Below are 16,484 nucleotides of genomic sequence, written 5' to 3'. Positions count from 1 at the left end.
GATGGTCCCCGACCCGCTTTCTTTAGGAGTTCACCATGTCGCTGACCGCCCGCATCACCTGTGTCGTCTTCGTCGCTGCCCTGGCCGCCGCTTGCGCCCCCAAGCGTGAAGAAGTCGTCGTGACCCAGCCCGCACCGGCCCCCGTCACGACCGAGCCGACCTACACCAACAAGTGGCAATAATTCCGCGGGGCGGGGCTTGTCCCCGCCCGCTATTTCCTGGACGAAAATGATAAAGCATCGCGGGTTTCCGGGCCGTCTGACGGGAACCGACCACCAGTTCGTCATCCGGCGCGCGTCCAAGGACGGCGCCACGAAGATCATCCGCCGCGAACGCTATCGCGACCGCAAGAACATCGACCGCACCGCGGACGAAGCGTTCATGGCGGCGCTTTGGGCGCATTTCGGCGAAGAACCGTTCGAACGCGGCAACCTGGACGCGGGACGCCTGTCCTGGCTGTTCGGCCGCGAGGTTGTTCCGGCCGAGGATCCCTTTGATCCCCAAAGCTACGACGCGCTGCTGCGCATCGACGTCGCCAAGGCCGAAGCGGCCTTTCCGGCCGTCTTCGCCCCCGACGCACCCCCCGTCGCCTTTGACGAGGATGACGACTGGGACGACTGAGATTCGGCGCCGAAATGCCGACTGTGACCGTGAACACGCAATTGCGTCTTTTCCCCGCCACAGCTTCGGTTATCCTGAGACGATAAGAATTCCATGAGGAGGGCCGAAGAATGGCTAAAACGAAATTCGTGATTCTGGCAGCGGTGCTGGCGACGGGAACGATCGCCGGCTGCAGCCAGCCCTACAGCAACAGCGGCTATGGCGGCGGCTACGGCAACTCGCCCGTGAACAACGCTGCAGTCCGCACGCTGGGCGGCGCGGCGGCCGGTGCCGTGATCGCGGACGCGACGGGCGGCGGCAAGACCAAGGGCGCCCTGATCGGCGCGCTGGCGGGCGGCGGTTCCTGCATGGTCCCGGGCCAGAACTGCAACTGATCGGAAACGGGCCGCCTTCGGGCGGCCCTTTTCATGCGGCCTGACGGGCGTTGATCTCGTCCCAGGCCCGGTTGATGTGGATCAACCGCTCCTCCGCCAGCCGGATGGCCTCTTCGGGCACACCGCGGGAGATCAGGCGATCGGGATGATTGTCCCGCACGGCCTTCTTCCAGGCGCTGCGGATCTGCTCCATCGACGCGTTCGCCTCCACCCCCAGCACATCGTAGGGATCGCAGTCGCCCGCGACGAAGCGGTTGCGCAGCACGCGGAAGCACCGCTCCCCCACGTTGAAGATGCGGGCGACTTCGCGCAGGAACGTGTCTTCGGCGTCGGAATAGTTCCCGTCGGCGGTGGCGATCTGGAACAAGCCCTCCAGCACGTCGATCAGCGTATCGCAATTGTCGCGGAACATGTCGGCGATGGTGCGGGCGTAGGATTCGAAGCCCGCCACGTCCTGACGCGCCAGGTTGAAGACGCGGGCAGCGTTCTGCTCCTCCCCCTCGGGCAGGGCGAAGATGCGGCGGAAGGCGGCCACCTCGCGGCGCGACACCTCGCCATCCGCCTTGGCCATCTTGGCCCCCAGCCCGATCACGGCGATGGTGAAGGCGACGGACCGTTCGGGGGGCGTGCGCAGACGGGCGAACACCATCGACAGGGATTCGCCATGAGCGAGAGCCGCAAGGGCGGCTGAAATGCGGGACCATATGGACATGAAGGGCAATATAGCCCGAACCGGCGCCGGTGTCAGAGGAATTTCTGCATCAGCACCAGATCGAGCCATTCGCCCCATTTGAAGCCCGATTGCGGAACCACCGCGACCGTGTCGTAGCCGCAGGCCTTGTGAAAGGCGATGCCTTCGGCGTTGCGCCCGCTGACGCCCGCGATCATGGAATGGGCACCCCCGGCGCGGGCGTGATCCTCGATCCCTGTCATCAATTGCCGGCCCAAGCCGCGCCCCTTGGCGGCGGGCAGCAGGGCGATCGTGTTTTCCATCGTGAAACGATAGCCCGAATTGGTGCGGAACTGGCCATAGGTCGCAAAGCCCACCACCTTGCCGTCGAGTTCAGCCACCAGCAGAAGGGGGCGGGTGCGGATAGCCTCTTCCACCTCCGCCTCCGTCTTGCGGAGTTCCGAGAAGTTCGCAGTTGAATCCGTGATCATCGTATCCCAGACCGCGCGGAGTGCCTGGGCGTCGTCCATCGTTGCCGGGCGGATCATGGGGCCTTCACCTCCGCCGTCGCGTCGAGGGAGTTGGCGAGCGACCGGAAGCGCGCCTGCGCCACCTCGCCGAACAAGGGCAGGCCCTTCTCGCTCAGATGCAACGCCAGAACGCGCTTCTTGGGCTTCCAGGACAGGCGTCCGGCCTGGGTCAGGTCGTCCATCGCGAACATGGCGCCAAAGCGCATCGCCTTGCCCAGAACCTCGGCCTCGCGGATCTCCTCCTCGGTCAGAAGGGGGAAGAGGTGGTCGAAGCGGGTGCCCGAACGGTTGTTCTTGTAGCGGTGCAGAAGCGCCAGCCCCAAAAAGACCCGTCCCGGATGGTCCAGTCCGCCAAGGTTGGCACGGGTGGCGTTGTCAAAGCACATCTCGGCCCGGAAGTCGGGGTGGGCGCGCCAGGTTGTGTCATGCAGCAGACAGGCCGCCTTGATCAGGCGCTGGCGTTCCGCCCGCGTTTCCTCGAACAAGGGCAGCAGGAACTGATAGAGCGTCTTGCCGAACCCCGGAATGCGGGCCGAGGACATTTCGGCCGCGCGCGCCGCCTCGATCAGCGGATCACGCTCGCGCAGGCGCTGCGGCATGGCCTCATACAGCAGCCCCTCACGGATCCCGTAGGAGGAGATGTCGATCTCCGACGGATCAAACATGGCGATCAGCTCGCGCAGCACCTCGGATGCCAGCGGCACCAACTCCATCCGCTCGGCCGAGGTGCCGGTGGCGGCGCGCAGGGCCTGCGGGTCGGAATCCGCGATCCAGTCCAGCGTATCCAGCACGTCCTTGGGCTGCATCCGGTATTCGTGCAGAACGGTCAGGGGATACTTCCGCCGTTCCATGTCCAGCCGGGCAATGACACGCCACGATCCGCCGACAAGGAAGATGCGGTCGCGACGGGGCTGAAGCAGGTCCCGCAGCGGCTTCAGCACCTTCTGGATATGGGCGCGCCGTTCCTTGGCACCGCCCGCCACCTGCTGCATCCGGAAGGGGCCGAGCGGGGTGGTGCCGCGCAATCCGACCTCTCCGCCACCGATCCGCGCCAGTTCCATGGAGTTGCCGCCGATGTCGCAGACGATGCCCTGCGCGTCCGGCCAGCCCAGCAGCACCCCCTGCGACGAGAGCCGCGCCTCCTGATCGCCGTCGATGACGGTCAGCTTCAGGCCGGTCAGCTCCTCCACCTCCTTCTGGAACCGGGGGCCGTCCTCGGCCTCGCGCACGGCGGCGGTGGCGACCACGGTCAGGTCCTGAATGCCCATGCCGCGGGCCAGCGCCGCGAAGCGATTCAGCGCGGCCAGCGCGCGTTCCCGGCCCGTGGGGTTCAGGCGGTTGGTTTCGGCCAGCCCCAGGCCCAGCCCGCACATGACCTTTTCGTTGAAGAAATAGGCCGGGCTGCGCGCCGCCCCGTCGAACACCACCATCCGGACTGAGTTCGATCCCACATCCACCACGCCCACGCGTTTCAGGGCGCGCACGGAGGGATCATCGAACAACGGGCGTCCGAACAGCGCGGCGTCTTCGGCCCTTGAAGCGGTCACTCGGGTCATCACGGTCGTCCTTGCGCGTTGGAACAGGTCTCGGATGCGCCGATCATTCACCGGCGCGGCCGTCGTCGAAGCTGTGCGTCAGGCGCGGCACATCCTTGTCGCCCGCCGTGCCACGTCCTGACAAGGACGGATTTTCCATGAAGAACCGATGGCAGGAAAACGCCTTGTCGCCCGCATCGGCCCGAAGATAGCGGCCATGGCCGTCCATCACCCAGCTTTGCACCTCGTCGGCCATGTTGGCGGCCATGATCTGGTCGGTGATCTGCGCCTTCACGGTGGGGTTCTTCGCCTCCACCAGCGTTTCCACCCGGCGGTTCAGGTTGCGTCCCATCCAGTCGGCCGAGGAGAAGAACACCCGCGCCTTCTTCGACGGCAGGCCGTGCCCGTTGCCAAAGCAGACGATGCGGCTGTGTTCCAGGAACCGCCCGACGATGGATTTCACGCGGATGTTTTCCGACATGCCCTTCACGCCGGGGCGCAGCCCGCAGATGCCCCGGATGACAAGGCTGATCTTCACGCCCGCCTGCCCGGCGGCATACAGCGCGTCGATCACCTCCGGCTCCACCAACGAATTCATCTTGGCCCAGATCGCGGCGGGCCGCCCCTTGCGGGCGTGCTCGGCCTCGGCGGCGATCATCTCCAGCAAACGCGGCTTCAGACCGGTGGGAGAGATGGCGAGGTTCTCCAGCCCCTCGGGCTGTACATAGCCCGACAGGTAGTTGAAGACCTTCTGCGCGTCGCGCCCCAGCGCCGGATCGCAGGTGAAGAACGAAAGGTCGGTGTAGATCCGCGCCGTGATCGGGTGGTAGTTGCCCGTCCCGTAATGGGTGTAGGTGACCAGCTGGTCCCCTTCGCGCCGCACGACCGTGCTGATCTTGGCGTGCGTCTTGTACTTCATGAAGCCATAGACGACATGCGCGCCCGCCCGTTCCAGACGGCGGGACTGGCGGATGTTCGCGGCCTCGTCGAAGCGGGCCTTCAGTTCGACCAGTGCGGTCACGGACTTCCCGGCCTCCGCCGCCTCGCACAGGGCGGCCACAATCGGGCTGTCGGTGGAGGTGCGGTACAGCGTCTGCTTGATCGCCAGCACGTCGGGATCGTTCGCCGCCTGCTGCAGGAAGCGGATCACCATGTCGAACGTCTCGTACGGGTGATGCAGCAGCATGTCCTTCTGGCGGATCGCCGCGAACATGTCGCCTTCAAAATCCTGCACGCGTTCGGGCACGCGCGGGGTGAAGCGCGGCCACAGAAGGTCGGGGCGCGACGACAGCACCAGTTCCTTCAGGTCCGACAGGCCGATCAGGCCCCGCGCCTCCACGATCTCGTCGTCCGACACGTCGAGTTCGTCCTTGATCGTGGCGAACAGATCCTCGGGCGCGCCGGCGCTGATGGACAGGCGGATCACGTCGCCGCGGCGGCGGCGCTTCAGGGCGGTCTCGAACTCCCGCACCAGATCCTCGGCCTCCTCCTCCACCTCAAGGTCGCTGTCGCGCAACACGCGGAAGGTGCAGTGTCCGTGATCGGCGTAGCCGGGGAACAGGCGGTGCAAGTGAAGAAGCAGCAGCTCCTCCAGCGGCAGGACGCGGGTTTCGTTCGGGCGGCCGGGCAGGTGGACGAAGCGCGCCACCTGCTGCGGGATGGGCAGCAGCGCCTGCAGGCGGCGGCGGTCCGCCGTGCGTTCCAGTTGCAGGCCTAGGCAGAATCCGGTGTTCGGAATGAAGGGGAAGGGGTGCGCGGGATCGATCGCCAGCGGCGACAGCACCGGGAAGACGTTGGTCAGGAAATGCGCTTCCAGATGGGCCAGATCGCGCTTGGTCAGCTTCGACCGGGTCATCAGGCGGATGCCGTGGGCTTCCATCTGCCGGCGCAGGCGGTTCCAGACGGCCTGCTGCTTACGCATCAGGGCCCGGGCCTCGGCGTTGATCAGGGTCAGCTGCTCCACCGGAGAGCGCCCGTCCTCGGAGAGGCCGGGCTTCGACCGCCGGGCCAAGGCGCGAAGGCCGGCCACGCGAACGGTGTAGAACTCGTCAAGGTTGGTGTCGGAGATCGACAGGAAGCGCAGCCGCTCCAGCAGGGGGACGGCGGGGTTCGAGGCTTCGTCCAGCACGCGCCAGTTGAAGGCCAGCCAGCTCAGCTCCCGGTTCACGAATCGGCGTTGGCCCGTCGTTTCCACGCGCGGCAGGACAACGGGGGGCGGGAAGTCGGACAGAAGAAAATCAGCGTGGGTCATGGGCTTGGAGATATAACCGGCACATGCGCGTGTCTTGTGAAGCTTTTGTAACAATAGTTTCGCAAGTATGTCATAATAACGTTACACTTAGATGCCTGCCAGCACTTCCAGCGCCATCTGGCGGTTGACCGGCCGCTGCTCCGCCAGCGATCGTGCGTCCAGCGCCGCCACAAGGGCGCGGGCGGTGCCAAGATCCCGGTCCATGCGAGACATCAGCCACGACACCAGCGCGGGCGGCACGGTGATCTGACGGTCGGCGAACAGCTTCACCAGCACGGCCGACAGAAGGCTGTCATCGGGCGCGTCCAGCCGGGCGACCGGCGCGGCCAGCATCCGGCTTTGCACATCCGCCAGATGCAGCCCCCAGTCCCGCGGCGGGGTGGAGGCGGTCAGAAGGAAAGGCCGGCGCCGTTCGCGCAACAGGTTGTGCAGGTGAAACAGCACGGCCTCCGCCTCGTCATCGCCGGCCAGCGTGTCCGCGTCCTCCAGCACCACGGCCGCCTCCTCGGCCAAAGCGGCAAGATCCGTGCCGGGCAGGGCGCCGCAATCCACCAGCACCGCATCCGCGTCCGAGGCCCAGACATGCGCGAGATGCGTCTTTCCCGCCCCGTGCGGCCCCACAAGGATCATCTTGCCCTGCGGCCAGTCCCGCCAGGCGTCCAGGCTGGCCACGGCCAAGGCGTTGGCCGGCGACACGAACAGGTCCCCCCGCCCCAGCGCGGGGCGGGCCGGCAGGTCGAACGCAAGCTGGCGTATCACCCCTGGTTTTCCGGAACCGGCTGATCGTCCGCGCCGTGATACAGGCGGCTGGCCTTGTATTGCGCGATCCCGAAGCGGGCCAGCACACCGATGGCGGCGGCCACCGGAACGGCCACCAGCATCCCGACAAAGCCGAACAGTGCCCCGAAAGCCGACAGCGCGAACAACAGCCACACCGGGTGCAGCCCGACCGAGCTTCCGACAAGGCGCGGCGTCAGGATGTTGCCTTCCACGAACTGCCCCGACTGGAAGATCGCCCAGATGATCAGGATCTGCCACCAGTCGCCCCAGAACTGGAACAGCGCAAGGCCGATCGCCAGCCCGCCGCCCACAAGCGCGCCCACATAGGGGATGAAGGTCAGAAAGCCCGCGATGGCCCCCACGATGGCGCCGAAGTTCAGCCCCGCCGCCATCAGCGCGAAGGCATAGTAGACGCCAAGGATCAGGCACACGACCGTCTGTCCGCGCACGAAGCCCGCCAGCGTGCGGTCGATCTCGCGCGCCAGTTCGCGGACGGTGGGGGCGTGTTCCAGGGGCAGCAGGGCGTTCACCTTGGCCACCATCTTGTCCCAGTCCAGAAGCATGTAGAAGGTCACCACCGGCACCACCACGATGAACACGACCGCGTTGATGACCGAATAGAACGAGGTGATAAGCGTGTTGGCCATCTGCCCGCCGCGTTCCTGGATCGCCAGCGCCAGCGAATCGAGGGTCTGGCGGATGGTCGACGTCTCGTCGTTCAGCTCGGGGAAGCGGTCCATCAGGAAGGTCTGCAACTGGCTGACGATGGCGGGGGCAGCGTTGATCAGCTGCGTCAGCTGGTTCACCAGCGTCGGGATGACGGCCAGGATCAGCAGCACGAAGATCAGCACCGCCAGGATCGCGATCACGGCCGTCGACAGCGCGCGGCTGAGGCCCAGCTTTTCCAGCCGGTCGGCCAGCGGATCAAGGAAATACGCGATGGCCCCGCCCACGAGGAAGGGCAGGATCACGTCGCCAAGGAACCACAGCATGACCAGGAACACGACCGCCGCGATGCCCCACCACTTCGCCTGATTGAGTTCGGTCAGTTGCATCGTGCCCCCTTGGTGCTGGCCAATCCATGGCCCAACCGACCGGTTCACGCAAGGGCAAGCGCGGGGCGCTTGCCCCCGCAGGGCCAAGGCCCTAAACCCCATGCAACCGTAGTCTTATGAGGCATTCATGCGCCTGAGCCGCTATTTCCTGCCCGTCCTGAAGGAAAACCCCTCCGAGGCACAGATCGTCTCGCACCGCTACATGCTGCGGGCGGGGATGATCAAGCAGCAGTCGGCCGGCATCTATTCCTGGCTGCCGCTGGGCTTCAAGATCCTGAAGCGGATCGAGCAGATCGTCCATGAGGAGCAGATCCGCGCCGGCCACATCCCGCTGCTGATGCCCACACTGCAAACGGCCGACCTGTGGCGCGAAAGCGGCCGCTACGACGATTACGGGCAGGAAATGCTGCGCATCAAGGACCGTCAGGGCCGCGAGATGCTGTACGGTCCCACGAACGAGGAGATGATCACCGACATCTTCCGCAGCCATGTGAACAGCTACAAGGACCTGCCGCTGACGCTCTATCAGATCCAGTGGAAGTTCCGCGACGAGATGCGTCCCCGCTTCGGCGTGATGCGCGGGCGGGAGTTCCTGATGAAGGACGGCTACAGCTTTGACATCGACCGCGACGCGGCGCTGCACGCCTACAACCGCCACATGGTCGCCTATCTGCGCACCTATGAACGGATGGGGCTGACCGCGATCCCGATGCGCGCCGCCTCGGGCCCCATCGGCGGCGACAACACGCATGAGTTCCTGGTGCTGGCCGAAACCGGCGAAAGCGAGGTCTTCTATGACAGCGCCGTCACGGACCTGAAGCTGGGCGCGCGCGATGTGGACATGGACGACCGCGCTGCCGTCGCCGCCGTGTGCGAGGAGTTCACGACCCTTTACGCCCGCACGGACGAAACCCATGACGAGGCGCTGTTCGCCGAGGTGGTCGAGGACCGCCGCCGCGTGGCCCGCGGGATCGAGGTGGGGCAGATCTTCTACTTCGGCACCAAGTATTCCGAGGCGATGGGCGCCACCGTCGTCACCGCCGACGGCAGCCGCGTCCCGGTGGAAATGGGCAGCCACGGCATCGGCGTCAGCCGCCTGCTGGGCGCCATCATCGAGGCGAACCACGACGACAAGGGCATCATCTGGCCCGAAGGCGTGACGCCGTTCCATGTCGGCCTTGTGAACCTGAAGCAGGGCGACGCCTCCACCGACAGCGCCTGCAACGCGCTGTATTCCGCGCTGGTCGCCCAAGGGCTGGAGCCGCTGTATGACGACCGCGACGAACGGGCGGGGGCGAAGTTCGCGACCATGGACCTGATCGGCCTGCCGTGGCGCATCACCGTCGGCCCGCGCGGGCTGGCGAACGGCAAGGTGGAACTGACCTCGCGGCGCAGCGGCGAAAGCGAGGAGCTGTCGATGGAAGCGGCCGTGGATCGCCTGACCCAGATCTACGCGTCCATCTGACAAGGAAGACCGCCATGGCGACCAGACCCTTCGTGGGCTTCGAATGGATGATCGCTTGGCGCTACCTGCGCGCCAAGCGGGCCGAGGGCGGCGTGTCCGTCATGACGTGGATCAGCCTGATCGGGATCACGCTGGCGGTCTTCGCGCTGATCGCGACGCTGTCGGTCCGGGCGGGCTTCCGCGCCGAATTCGTCGACACGATCCTGGGCGCGAACGCCCATGTGAACGTCTATTCCGCGGGGCAGGTGACGGAACAGGGCGGCGTGATCCGCGGCTTTTCCGACTACGACGCGCTGTCGCAACGCATCGCGCAGGTGGACGGCGTGACGCGGGCGGCGCCCCTGGTGAAGGGGCAGGTCATGGCCTCGGCCAACGACGTGTCGGGCTTGGGCGACGTCTACGGCATCCGGCTGGAGGATCTGAAGGCGATCCCCCGTGTCGGGTCGGGGGGTGAGGGCAACGTGGACGATCTGGACCGGGGCATCGCCATCGGTGCCCAGATGGCGCGGGACATGGGCATCTCCGTGGGCGACCGCGTCCGCCTGACCAGCGCCAACGGCGTGCGCACGGCCTTCGGCACCAGCCCCCGCGTGAACGCGTATGAGGTCGTCTACATCTTCAGCGCCGGCCGCTACGACATCGACAAGACCCGCGTCTACATGCCCTTCGCCGAGGCGCAGAGCTTCTTCAACCGCGAGGGCCTGGCCGACGAGATCGAGGTGATGGTGCAGGATCCCGAACAGGTGGACCGCTACCTTCCCGCGCTGTCCGACGCCATCGGGCCGGAAGGGTTGCTCTGGACGTGGCGCGACAGTTCCGGCAGCTTCCTGCGCGCGCTGGACGTGGAAGACAACGTGATGTTCGTCATCCTCTCCGTCCTCGTGCTGATCGCGACGATGAACATCGTGTCGGGCCTGATCATGCTGGTGAAGAACAAGGGCCGCGACATCGGCATCCTCCGCACCATGGGGCTGACCGAGGGGTCGATCCTGCGGGTGTTCTTCATCTGCGGGGCGGGGACGGGGATCGTGGGCACGCTGATGGGCGTGATCCTCGGCTGCCTGTTCGCGATCTACATCGACCCGATCTTCGGCCTCGTGAACTACGTCTCGGGCGGCGGTGTCTGGGATCCGGAGATCCGGGGCATCTACCACCTGCCGGCCAAGCTTCAGCTGTCCGACGTGCTGTCGGCCGTGTCGCTGTCGCTGGGCCTGTCCTTCATCATCACCATCTTCCCGGCGCGCCGTGCGGCCCGTATGAACCCGGTGGAGGCCCTGCGCTATGAATGACATGCTGGTTCTGGACGGGTTGCGGAAGGGCTACAACCCGGGCAAGCCGAACGCGATCACCGTGCTGGACGGGGCCGATCTGACCGTCGCACCGGGCGAGGTTGTGGCGCTGGTGGCGCCGTCGGGCGCGGGCAAGTCCACGCTTCTGCACATCGCGGGCCTGCTGGACGCGCCCGACCAGGGGCGCGTCGTGATCGGCGGCACGGATTACGCGGGCAAGAGCGATCGCGCCCGGACCGAGGCGCGTCGTCGCGAGGTGGGCTTCATCTATCAGTTCCACCACCTGCTGCCCGAATTCACCGCGGCCGAGAACATCGTCCTGCCCCAGCTGGCGAACGGCATCGCCCGGCGCGATGCCGAGGCCCGCGCGGCCGAACTTCTGGGCCACGTCGGCATCGGCCACCGCGCCGGTCACCGTCCGGCGGCCATGTCGGGGGGCGAACAGCAGCGCGTGGCGTTCTGCCGGGCGCTGGCCAACCGCCCCCGCCTTCTGCTGGCGGACGAACCGACCGGCAACCTCGACCCCGGAACCTCGGACAAGGTGTTCGCGGCGCTTATGTCGTTGGTGCGGGAAACAGGCCTGTCGGCGCTGATCGCCACGCACAACCTGGAACTGGCCGCACGGATGGACCGCATGGTGCGGATGGACGCGGGCCGCCTGACCGCCCTTTGACGGTCGGGGCCGGATCGTGCCAGCCTGTGCGCGAACGTGGTGTCGGGGACGACCACGAGGGCTTGATCTGGACGGCATAGACTCCGCCGTCAGCGACACCTGCCGCGTGGTGCGCACGAACAGCTGCACGCCCAGATCCTCCTTCAGCTCCACGATGGCGCGGGTACCGGCGGCGGGGCCTGACCTGCGCGCGCACCCAGTGGAGGGGACGATCACACGCCTGAACGGCTTGCACAGCCGGGGATGGGTCCGCTGAGGCCTGATCTGCACGCCGGATGTTAGAACGGGGCCATCCGCGGACAGGCCGATGTCGCGCCCGCGCCGGGCGCGTTGACACCCCCATATCCGGGTGATCCCGGTCAGGTATCCGGCACGATCGTGCCCTGACCGGTCGGCCAGCGCGCGATCTCGGTCGCGGTCAGGTGCTCCAGATGGGACAGGTTTCGGTCGCGCAGCCCGTATTCTTCCAGCTTGCGAACGGTGTTGTGCAGGTATTGCGCCCCCGACCCCCCATGGCCGCAGGCATGCGCCAGACGCCAGGCCTGCACCTCGGGCGGGAGGGAGACGACCATGGGCCCCTTGGGCCCGGCCCAGAAGGTCAGGGCGCGTTCCACGCCCCGCTCGGTCTTCACGCGCACCCAGCGGACGTTGTCCACCAGCTCCTTGGCGACCAGTTCACGCTTCAGAAGGGCGCGCAGGGCCTCGGCTTCGTGGCCTTCCGCGATCTCCATGATCAGGCCGGTGGCGGAGCCGCCGCGTTCCAGCGCCATCATCAGGCCCGGACAGTCGGGGCTGCCGCGCCATTGCAGGATCTCAAGGCAGAAGGACCGGTGCCAGCCATGGGCCACCGCCTTGCGGACCGGCCCCACCGCAAAGCCGGGGTTCCAGATCAGGCTGCCATAGGCGAAGATCGGGATCGGACCCACGTGGCCGCGCGTCAGGTCGGCGGCCAGATGGTCGTAATCCTCGTCGGTCAGGGGGGTCCAGCCGGGGGGCGTGCCGGGATCGGGAACGTGACGCAGCGTGCGCTGCACGGCGGCGTCCGTCAGGGTCAAGCGGGGAGGTGTCAGGCGGGACATGGTTCCCAGATGGCACCGCCCCGCCCGGATTGCCAGATCAGACGTCCAGTTCTTCCACGAATTTCGCGTTTTCCTGGATGTACTGGAAACGCAGTTCCGGCTTCTTGCCCATCAGGCGTTCGACCAGATCGCCGGCCTCGCTGTCCTCGTCAATGGACACGCGGATCAGCTTGCGCGTTTCCGGGTTCATCGTGGTGTCCTTCAGGTCCTTGGCGTCCATCTCGCCCAGACCCTTGAAGCGCTGGACGTCGATCTTGCCCTTGCCGCCCAGACCCTTCTTCAGCCACTTTTCCTTTTCGGCGTCATCGGCCACGTACATTCGCCGCGCCCCCTGCGTCAGGCGGTAGAGCGGCGGGCAGGCCAGATACAGGTGCCCGCGGTCGATCAGCGGGCGCATCTGGGTGAAGAAGAACGTCATCAGCAGCGACGCGATGTGCGCGCCGTCCACGTCGGCGTCCGTCATGATGATGATCTTTTCATAGCGCAGGTCATCTACGTTGAACCGCGTGCCCATGCTGACGCCCAGCGCCTCGCAGATGTCGCGGATCTCGGTGTTGTCGTTCAGCTTGCCCGAGGCCGCGCCGAGGACGTTCAGGATCTTGCCTTTCAGCGGCAGCAGGGCCTGCGTTTCGCGCGACCGCGCGCCCTTGGCCGACCCGCCGGCGCTGTCGCCTTCGACGATGAACAGTTCCGTGCCGGCGCGGTTCTTGGCCGTGCAGTCGGTCAGCTTGCCCGGAAGGCGCAGCTTCTTCGTGGCCGACTTGCGCTGCGTTTCCTTTTCCGCGCGGCGGCGCATCCGTTCTTCCGCCCGCAGCACCAGGAAATCGAGGATCGCCCCCGCCGACTTGTTGTCAGAGGCGAGCCAGTTGTCGAAGTGGTCGCGCACCGAGGCCTCGACGTATTTCACCGCCTCCTCCGTCGACAGGCGGTCCTTGGTCTGGCCCACGAAGGACGGCTCGCGAATGAAGATGGAGATGAGGGCGCAGCCCCCCGCCAGCAGATCCTCGCGCGTGATGTCGGCGGCCTTGCGGTTCCGCACCAGCTCGCCGTAGGCCTTGATGCCTTTCAGGATCGCGGCCCAGAAGCCTGCCTCATGTGTGCCGCCTTCGGGCGTCGGAACCGTGTTGCAATAGGAATGGATGAAGCCGTCCCGCGCGGGCGTCCAGTTGATCGCCCATTCGATGCGGCCCGGAACGCCGAACTTCTCCTCGAAGATCACCTTCCCGGCAAAGGGACGCTCTGAATATGTGGTGGTCGCGCCCAGCGTTTCGTTCAGGAAGTCGGCAAGGCCGTTGGGATACTGGAACGTGGCCTCAGCCGGCGTCTCGCCATCGTCGATGGCGGTCTTCCAGCGGATCTCCACCCCCGAGAAGAGGTAGGCCTTCGACCGCACCATCTTGTAAAGGCGGGCGGGCTTCAGCAGCAGGTGTCCGAAGATCTCGGCATCGGGGTGGAAGGTCACGGTCGTGCCGCGGCGGTTGGGTGCGGGGCCGACCTTGGCCACCGGCCCCTGCGGCACCCCGCGCGAGAATTCCTGCACGTAAAGTTCGCGGTTGCGCGCCACCTCCACTCGCATCCGGTCGGACAGGGCGTTCACGACCGACGACCCCACGCCGTTCAACCCGCCCGAGGTGGAATAGGCCTTGTTCGAAAACTTGCCCCCCGCGTGCAGGGTGCACAGGATCACCTCCAGCGCGGACTTGCCGGGGAACTTCGGGTGGGGATCGACGGGGATCCCGCGGCCGTTGTCGCGCACGGTCACGGAATGGTCGGCGTGCAGCTCCACCTCGATGCGGTTGGCATGGCCCGCCACCGCCTCGTCCATGGAGTTGTCGAGCACTTCGGCCACCAGATGGTGCAGGGCGCGTTCGTCCGTGCCGCCGATGTACATGCCGGGCCGCTTGCGCACAGGCTCCAGCCCCTCCAGCACCTCGATCGAGGAGGCGTCGTAGGTTTCGTGGTTCTGGGACAGCAGATCGTCGGGCATCGTCATTCCTTCCGGTGGCCCGCCATTAGACCACCGGAGAAAGGGGTGGGCAAGCGGCCCTTACGCGGGCTCCGCCTCGCGCGCGGCCATCATGGCCTTGAAAGCCGGACGCTCCTGGCACCGGCCCAGCCACGCGCCCAGCCGGGGGAATTCCGCGATCAGGGCGGAGTGGCCCTGCGCATAGCGCACGCATTCGGCCATGTTCAGGTCCGCCACCGTGAAGCGGTCCCCCACAAGGTAGTCGTGCCGGGCCAGATGGCGTTCCAGCACGGCGAAGGGGCGGCGCAGCTTTTCGGCGCAGATGAAGATGTGGGCCTGCGCCTCGGGGCTGTCGCCCTGCGCGCGGGTCTGCTGGATCTCCAGCGCGGGGCCTTCCACGCTGGTGGCGGCCATCAGCGTCCACTGGTCGATCAGCGCATCCTCGGCCGGGCTTTGCGGGCCCAGCGATCCGCCATGCACCTTGGCAAGGTATTGGGTGATGGCCAGCGACTCGGTCAGGATCAGGCCGTCTTCCTCCATCACCGGGATCTGGCCCAAAGGGTTGACGGTCAGGAACTCCTCGGACCGGGTGTTCAGGGGCGCGTCGGCGGCCTGCGCGTCGGCCAGCCGGTAGGCCTGGATCACCGGGACGTGGTGGAACGGCACCCCGATCTCGTTCAGAAGCCACAGGGGCCGCGTCGCGCGCGAGCGGTGGACGCCATAGATTGTCAGCATGCGAACCTCCATCGTGTTCCGGCACCCAAGCACGAAGACAGGGGCGCGAAAAGCGTTTTTCGCTGTTCACAATCCGCCCATCCCTTGGGCATAAGGCAGGGGAAGGAGCGTTCCCATGTCCATGACCAAAGCCGCCCATGTCCGCGCCACGCTGGTGCTGGGTCTTCCGCTGATCGGCAGCAACATCGCGCAGATGTCCCTGCATGTCAGCGACTCGGTCATGCTGGGCCGCTACGGGGTGAACGAACTGGCGGCAGTGGTGCTGGGCACGTCGCTGTTCTTCGTGACCTTCATCCTCGGTTCCGGCTTCGGACAGGCGGTGATGCCCATGGTCGCCTCTGCCCTGGGCCGAGGGGACGAGGCGCAGGTGCGCCGGGACGCGCGCATGGGGCTGTGGCTGTCCATCGCCTATGGCGCGCTGACCTATCCGCTGTTCTGGAATTCGGGCGCGCTTCTGGGGGCGCTGGGCCAGAATCCTGACGTGGCAAAGCTGGCGCAGGACTTCCTGCGCATCGCGGGGGCGGGGATGATCCCCGCGCTGCTGGTGATGGTGCTGAAAAGCTATCTGGCCGCGCTGGAACGGACGCGGGTGGTGCTGTGGTCCACGCTGGCCGCCGTCGCGCTGAACATCGCCGTGGGCTGGCCGCTGATCTTCGGCCATTGGGGCCTGCCGGAACTGGGCGTGCGCGGGGCGGCCATCGCCAGCCTGTTCGTGCAGACGCTGAACATCGTCGTGCTGGGGGGCTACGCGGCCTTTCTGCCCGCCCTGCGCCGGTTCGAGCTGTTCTCGCGCTTCTGGCGGCCCGACTGGCAGGCACTGGGGCAGGTGGCCCGCCTGGGCGCGCCCATCGGCCTGACGGGGCTGGCCGAGGCTGGGCTGTTCCAGGCCACCGCCATCATGATGGGCTGGATCGGCACGGTGGAACTTGCCGCCCACGGCATCGCGCTGGAAGTCGCGGCCCTGTCCTTCATGGTGCATCTGGGCGTGGCCAACGCCGCCACGGTGCGGGTCGCGCGCTTCCACGGGCAGGGGGACAATGCGGCCATGCGGACGGCCGCGCGGGTGGCCATCGGCATCTCGGTCGCGGTGGGCTGCGTGGTGGTCGCCATCTACCTGTTGTTGCCGCAGCAGATCATCGGGCTGTTCCTGTCCGAAGGAAAGCCCAACACGGCCACGATCATCGCCTATGGCACGGGCCTTCTGGCGATCGCGGCCTTGTTCCAGTTCGCCGACGCCCTGCAGGCCATCGCGCTGGGCCTGCTGCGCGGGCTGAAGGACACGCGCCTGCCGATGGTGCTGGCCGTCATCAGCTACTGGGTGATCGGGCTGCCCACGGGCTATGCGCTAGGCTTCCCGATGGGGCTTGGCGGGCACGGGCTGTGGATGGGGCTGGTGATCGGGCTGGCGGTGGCGGCGGTGCTGCTGATGACGCGCTTCTGGCGCTTCGCGCCGCGCTGATT

At 66.8% G+C, this 16,484-nt stretch carries 16 protein-coding genes; 7 read left to right on the top strand and 9 right to left on the bottom strand.

Going from position 1 to position 16,484, the window contains the following annotated elements:
* The first annotated feature begins 35 nt into the window (after positions 1–35).
* The 3 genes from PIJ50_RS00740 (at position 36) to PIJ50_RS00730 (ending at position 995) form a co-directional block, all read left to right on the top strand.
* Positions 36–182: a hypothetical protein gene (locus PIJ50_RS00740; protein ID WP_271971824.1), complete on the top strand. Its 147-nt coding sequence runs from the start codon at positions 36–38 to the stop codon at positions 180–182.
* Between the two features lie 46 nt (positions 183–228).
* A complete protein-coding gene (locus tag PIJ50_RS00735) occupies positions 229–621 on the top strand; it encodes a hypothetical protein (protein WP_271971823.1) in 393 nt (130 codons plus the stop codon).
* Between the two features lie 110 nt (positions 622–731).
* Positions 732–995: a hypothetical protein gene (locus tag PIJ50_RS00730; protein WP_271971821.1), complete on the top strand. Its 264-nt coding sequence runs from the start codon at positions 732–734 to the stop codon at positions 993–995.
* A 31-nt stretch (positions 996–1,026) separates the two neighbouring features.
* On the opposite strand, the gene PIJ50_RS00725 is transcribed toward PIJ50_RS00730, so the two are convergent.
* The 6 genes from PIJ50_RS00725 to PIJ50_RS00700 form a co-directional block, all read right to left on the bottom strand.
* Positions 1,027–1,707 (bottom strand): molecular chaperone DjiA, encoded by a 681-nt coding sequence (locus PIJ50_RS00725; RefSeq protein WP_271971819.1) that lies wholly within the window; start codon positions 1,705–1,707, stop codon positions 1,027–1,029.
* Positions 1,708–1,739: 32 nt separating this feature from the next.
* The gene (locus PIJ50_RS00720; protein WP_271971817.1) at positions 1,740–2,213 is read right to left on the bottom strand and encodes a GNAT family N-acetyltransferase; all 474 of its coding nucleotides are present in this window, start codon (positions 2,211–2,213) and stop codon (positions 1,740–1,742) included.
* On the bottom strand, positions 2,210–3,751 hold the full coding sequence (locus tag PIJ50_RS00715) for a Ppx/GppA family phosphatase (protein ID WP_271971815.1): 1,542 nt from the start codon (positions 3,749–3,751) through the stop codon (positions 2,210–2,212). Before PIJ50_RS00715 ends, PIJ50_RS00720 begins: the two co-directional genes overlap by 4 nt.
* 43 nt (positions 3,752–3,794) lie before the next feature.
* Positions 3,795–5,981: an RNA degradosome polyphosphate kinase gene (locus PIJ50_RS00710; RefSeq protein WP_271971813.1), complete on the bottom strand. Its 2,187-nt coding sequence runs from the start codon at positions 5,979–5,981 to the stop codon at positions 3,795–3,797.
* Positions 5,982–6,068: 87 nt separating this feature from the next.
* The gene (locus PIJ50_RS00705) at positions 6,069–6,740 is read right to left on the bottom strand and encodes an HdaA/DnaA family protein (RefSeq protein ID WP_271971812.1); all 672 of its coding nucleotides are present in this window, start codon (positions 6,738–6,740) and stop codon (positions 6,069–6,071) included.
* A complete protein-coding gene (locus PIJ50_RS00700; protein ID WP_271971810.1) occupies positions 6,737–7,816 on the bottom strand; it encodes an AI-2E family transporter in 1,080 nt (359 codons plus the stop codon). Before PIJ50_RS00700 ends, PIJ50_RS00705 begins: the two co-directional genes overlap by 4 nt.
* A gap of 127 nt (positions 7,817–7,943) precedes the next feature.
* Between PIJ50_RS00700 and proS the strand changes: the two genes are divergently transcribed.
* From proS to PIJ50_RS00685, 3 genes are read left to right on the top strand one after another with little or no spacing between them, the layout of a single operon-like run.
* Positions 7,944–9,281 carry a proline--tRNA ligase gene (gene proS, locus PIJ50_RS00695; RefSeq protein ID WP_271971808.1) on the top strand — a complete coding sequence of 446 codons (1,338 nt, stop codon included), beginning with the start codon at positions 7,944–7,946 and terminating at the stop codon, positions 9,279–9,281.
* Between the two features lie 14 nt (positions 9,282–9,295).
* Positions 9,296–10,570 carry a lipoprotein-releasing ABC transporter permease subunit gene (locus tag PIJ50_RS00690; protein ID WP_271971807.1) on the top strand — a complete coding sequence of 425 codons (1,275 nt, stop codon included), beginning with the start codon at positions 9,296–9,298 and terminating at the stop codon, positions 10,568–10,570.
* Positions 10,563–11,243 (top strand): ABC transporter ATP-binding protein, encoded by a 681-nt coding sequence (locus tag PIJ50_RS00685; protein WP_271971805.1) that lies wholly within the window; start codon positions 10,563–10,565, stop codon positions 11,241–11,243. The genes PIJ50_RS00690 and PIJ50_RS00685 overlap by 8 nt, the downstream gene beginning before the upstream one ends.
* Before the next feature lie 359 nt (positions 11,244–11,602).
* On the opposite strand, the gene PIJ50_RS00680 is transcribed toward PIJ50_RS00685, so the two are convergent.
* From PIJ50_RS00680 to PIJ50_RS00670, 3 genes are read right to left on the bottom strand one after another with little or no spacing between them, the layout of a single operon-like run.
* Complete coding sequence (locus PIJ50_RS00680) at positions 11,603–12,322, bottom strand: gamma-glutamylcyclotransferase (RefSeq protein ID WP_271971803.1); 720 nt, start codon at positions 12,320–12,322, stop codon at positions 11,603–11,605.
* Between the two features lie 37 nt (positions 12,323–12,359).
* Positions 12,360–14,309 (bottom strand): DNA topoisomerase IV subunit B, encoded by a 1,950-nt coding sequence (parE, locus tag PIJ50_RS00675; RefSeq protein ID WP_271971801.1) that lies wholly within the window; start codon positions 14,307–14,309, stop codon positions 12,360–12,362.
* Between the two features lie 60 nt (positions 14,310–14,369).
* Positions 14,370–15,023, bottom strand: a complete 654-nt coding sequence (locus PIJ50_RS00670) for a glutathione S-transferase family protein (protein WP_271971800.1) — start codon at positions 15,021–15,023, stop codon at positions 14,370–14,372.
* 121 nt (positions 15,024–15,144) lie between these two features.
* On the opposite strand from PIJ50_RS00670, the gene PIJ50_RS00665 reads away from it, so the two are divergent.
* Positions 15,145–16,482, top strand: coding sequence for an MATE family efflux transporter (locus tag PIJ50_RS00665; RefSeq protein WP_271972912.1), 1,338 nt, complete (start codon positions 15,145–15,147; stop codon positions 16,480–16,482).
* The last annotated feature ends 2 nt before the right edge of the window (positions 16,483–16,484 follow it).

Source organism: Falsirhodobacter sp. 20TX0035 (genome assembly GCF_028307215.1).
Classification (GTDB): Bacteria; Pseudomonadota; Alphaproteobacteria; order Rhodobacterales; family Rhodobacteraceae; genus Falsirhodobacter.
Note: the sequence above shows the minus strand (reverse complement) of the source record. Positions and strands in the feature narration are given on the sequence as shown.

Excerpts from the sequence above, each read along its gene's own strand:
- PIJ50_RS00680 (WP_271971803.1), bottom strand. The coding sequence starts at position 12,322 with ATGTCCCGCCTGACACCTCCCCGCTTGACCCTGACGGACGCCGCCGTG.
- PIJ50_RS00740 (WP_271971824.1), top strand. The coding sequence starts at position 36 with ATGTCGCTGACCGCCCGCATCACCTGTGTCGTCTTCGTCGCTGCCCTG.
- PIJ50_RS00665 (WP_271972912.1), top strand. The coding sequence starts at position 15,145 with ATGACCAAAGCCGCCCATGTCCGCGCCACGCTGGTGCTGGGTCTTCCG.
- PIJ50_RS00690 (WP_271971807.1), top strand. The coding sequence starts at position 9,296 with ATGGCGACCAGACCCTTCGTGGGCTTCGAATGGATGATCGCTTGGCGC.
- proS (WP_271971808.1), top strand. The coding sequence starts at position 7,944 with ATGCGCCTGAGCCGCTATTTCCTGCCCGTCCTGAAGGAAAACCCCTCC.
- PIJ50_RS00720 (WP_271971817.1), bottom strand. The coding sequence starts at position 2,213 with ATGATCCGCCCGGCAACGATGGACGACGCCCAGGCACTCCGCGCGGTC.
- PIJ50_RS00670 (WP_271971800.1), bottom strand. The coding sequence starts at position 15,023 with ATGCTGACAATCTATGGCGTCCACCGCTCGCGCGCGACGCGGCCCCTG.
- PIJ50_RS00685 (WP_271971805.1), top strand. The coding sequence starts at position 10,563 with ATGAATGACATGCTGGTTCTGGACGGGTTGCGGAAGGGCTACAACCCG.
- PIJ50_RS00715 (WP_271971815.1), bottom strand. The coding sequence starts at position 3,751 with ATGACCCGAGTGACCGCTTCAAGGGCCGAAGACGCCGCGCTGTTCGGA.
- PIJ50_RS00700 (WP_271971810.1), bottom strand. The coding sequence starts at position 7,816 with ATGCAACTGACCGAACTCAATCAGGCGAAGTGGTGGGGCATCGCGGCG.
- parE (WP_271971801.1), bottom strand. The coding sequence starts at position 14,309 with ATGCCCGACGATCTGCTGTCCCAGAACCACGAAACCTACGACGCCTCC.
- PIJ50_RS00710 (WP_271971813.1), bottom strand. The coding sequence starts at position 5,981 with ATGACCCACGCTGATTTTCTTCTGTCCGACTTCCCGCCCCCCGTTGTC.
- PIJ50_RS00730 (WP_271971821.1), top strand. The coding sequence starts at position 732 with ATGGCTAAAACGAAATTCGTGATTCTGGCAGCGGTGCTGGCGACGGGA.
- PIJ50_RS00725 (WP_271971819.1), bottom strand. The coding sequence starts at position 1,707 with ATGTCCATATGGTCCCGCATTTCAGCCGCCCTTGCGGCTCTCGCTCAT.
- PIJ50_RS00735 (WP_271971823.1), top strand. The coding sequence starts at position 229 with ATGATAAAGCATCGCGGGTTTCCGGGCCGTCTGACGGGAACCGACCAC.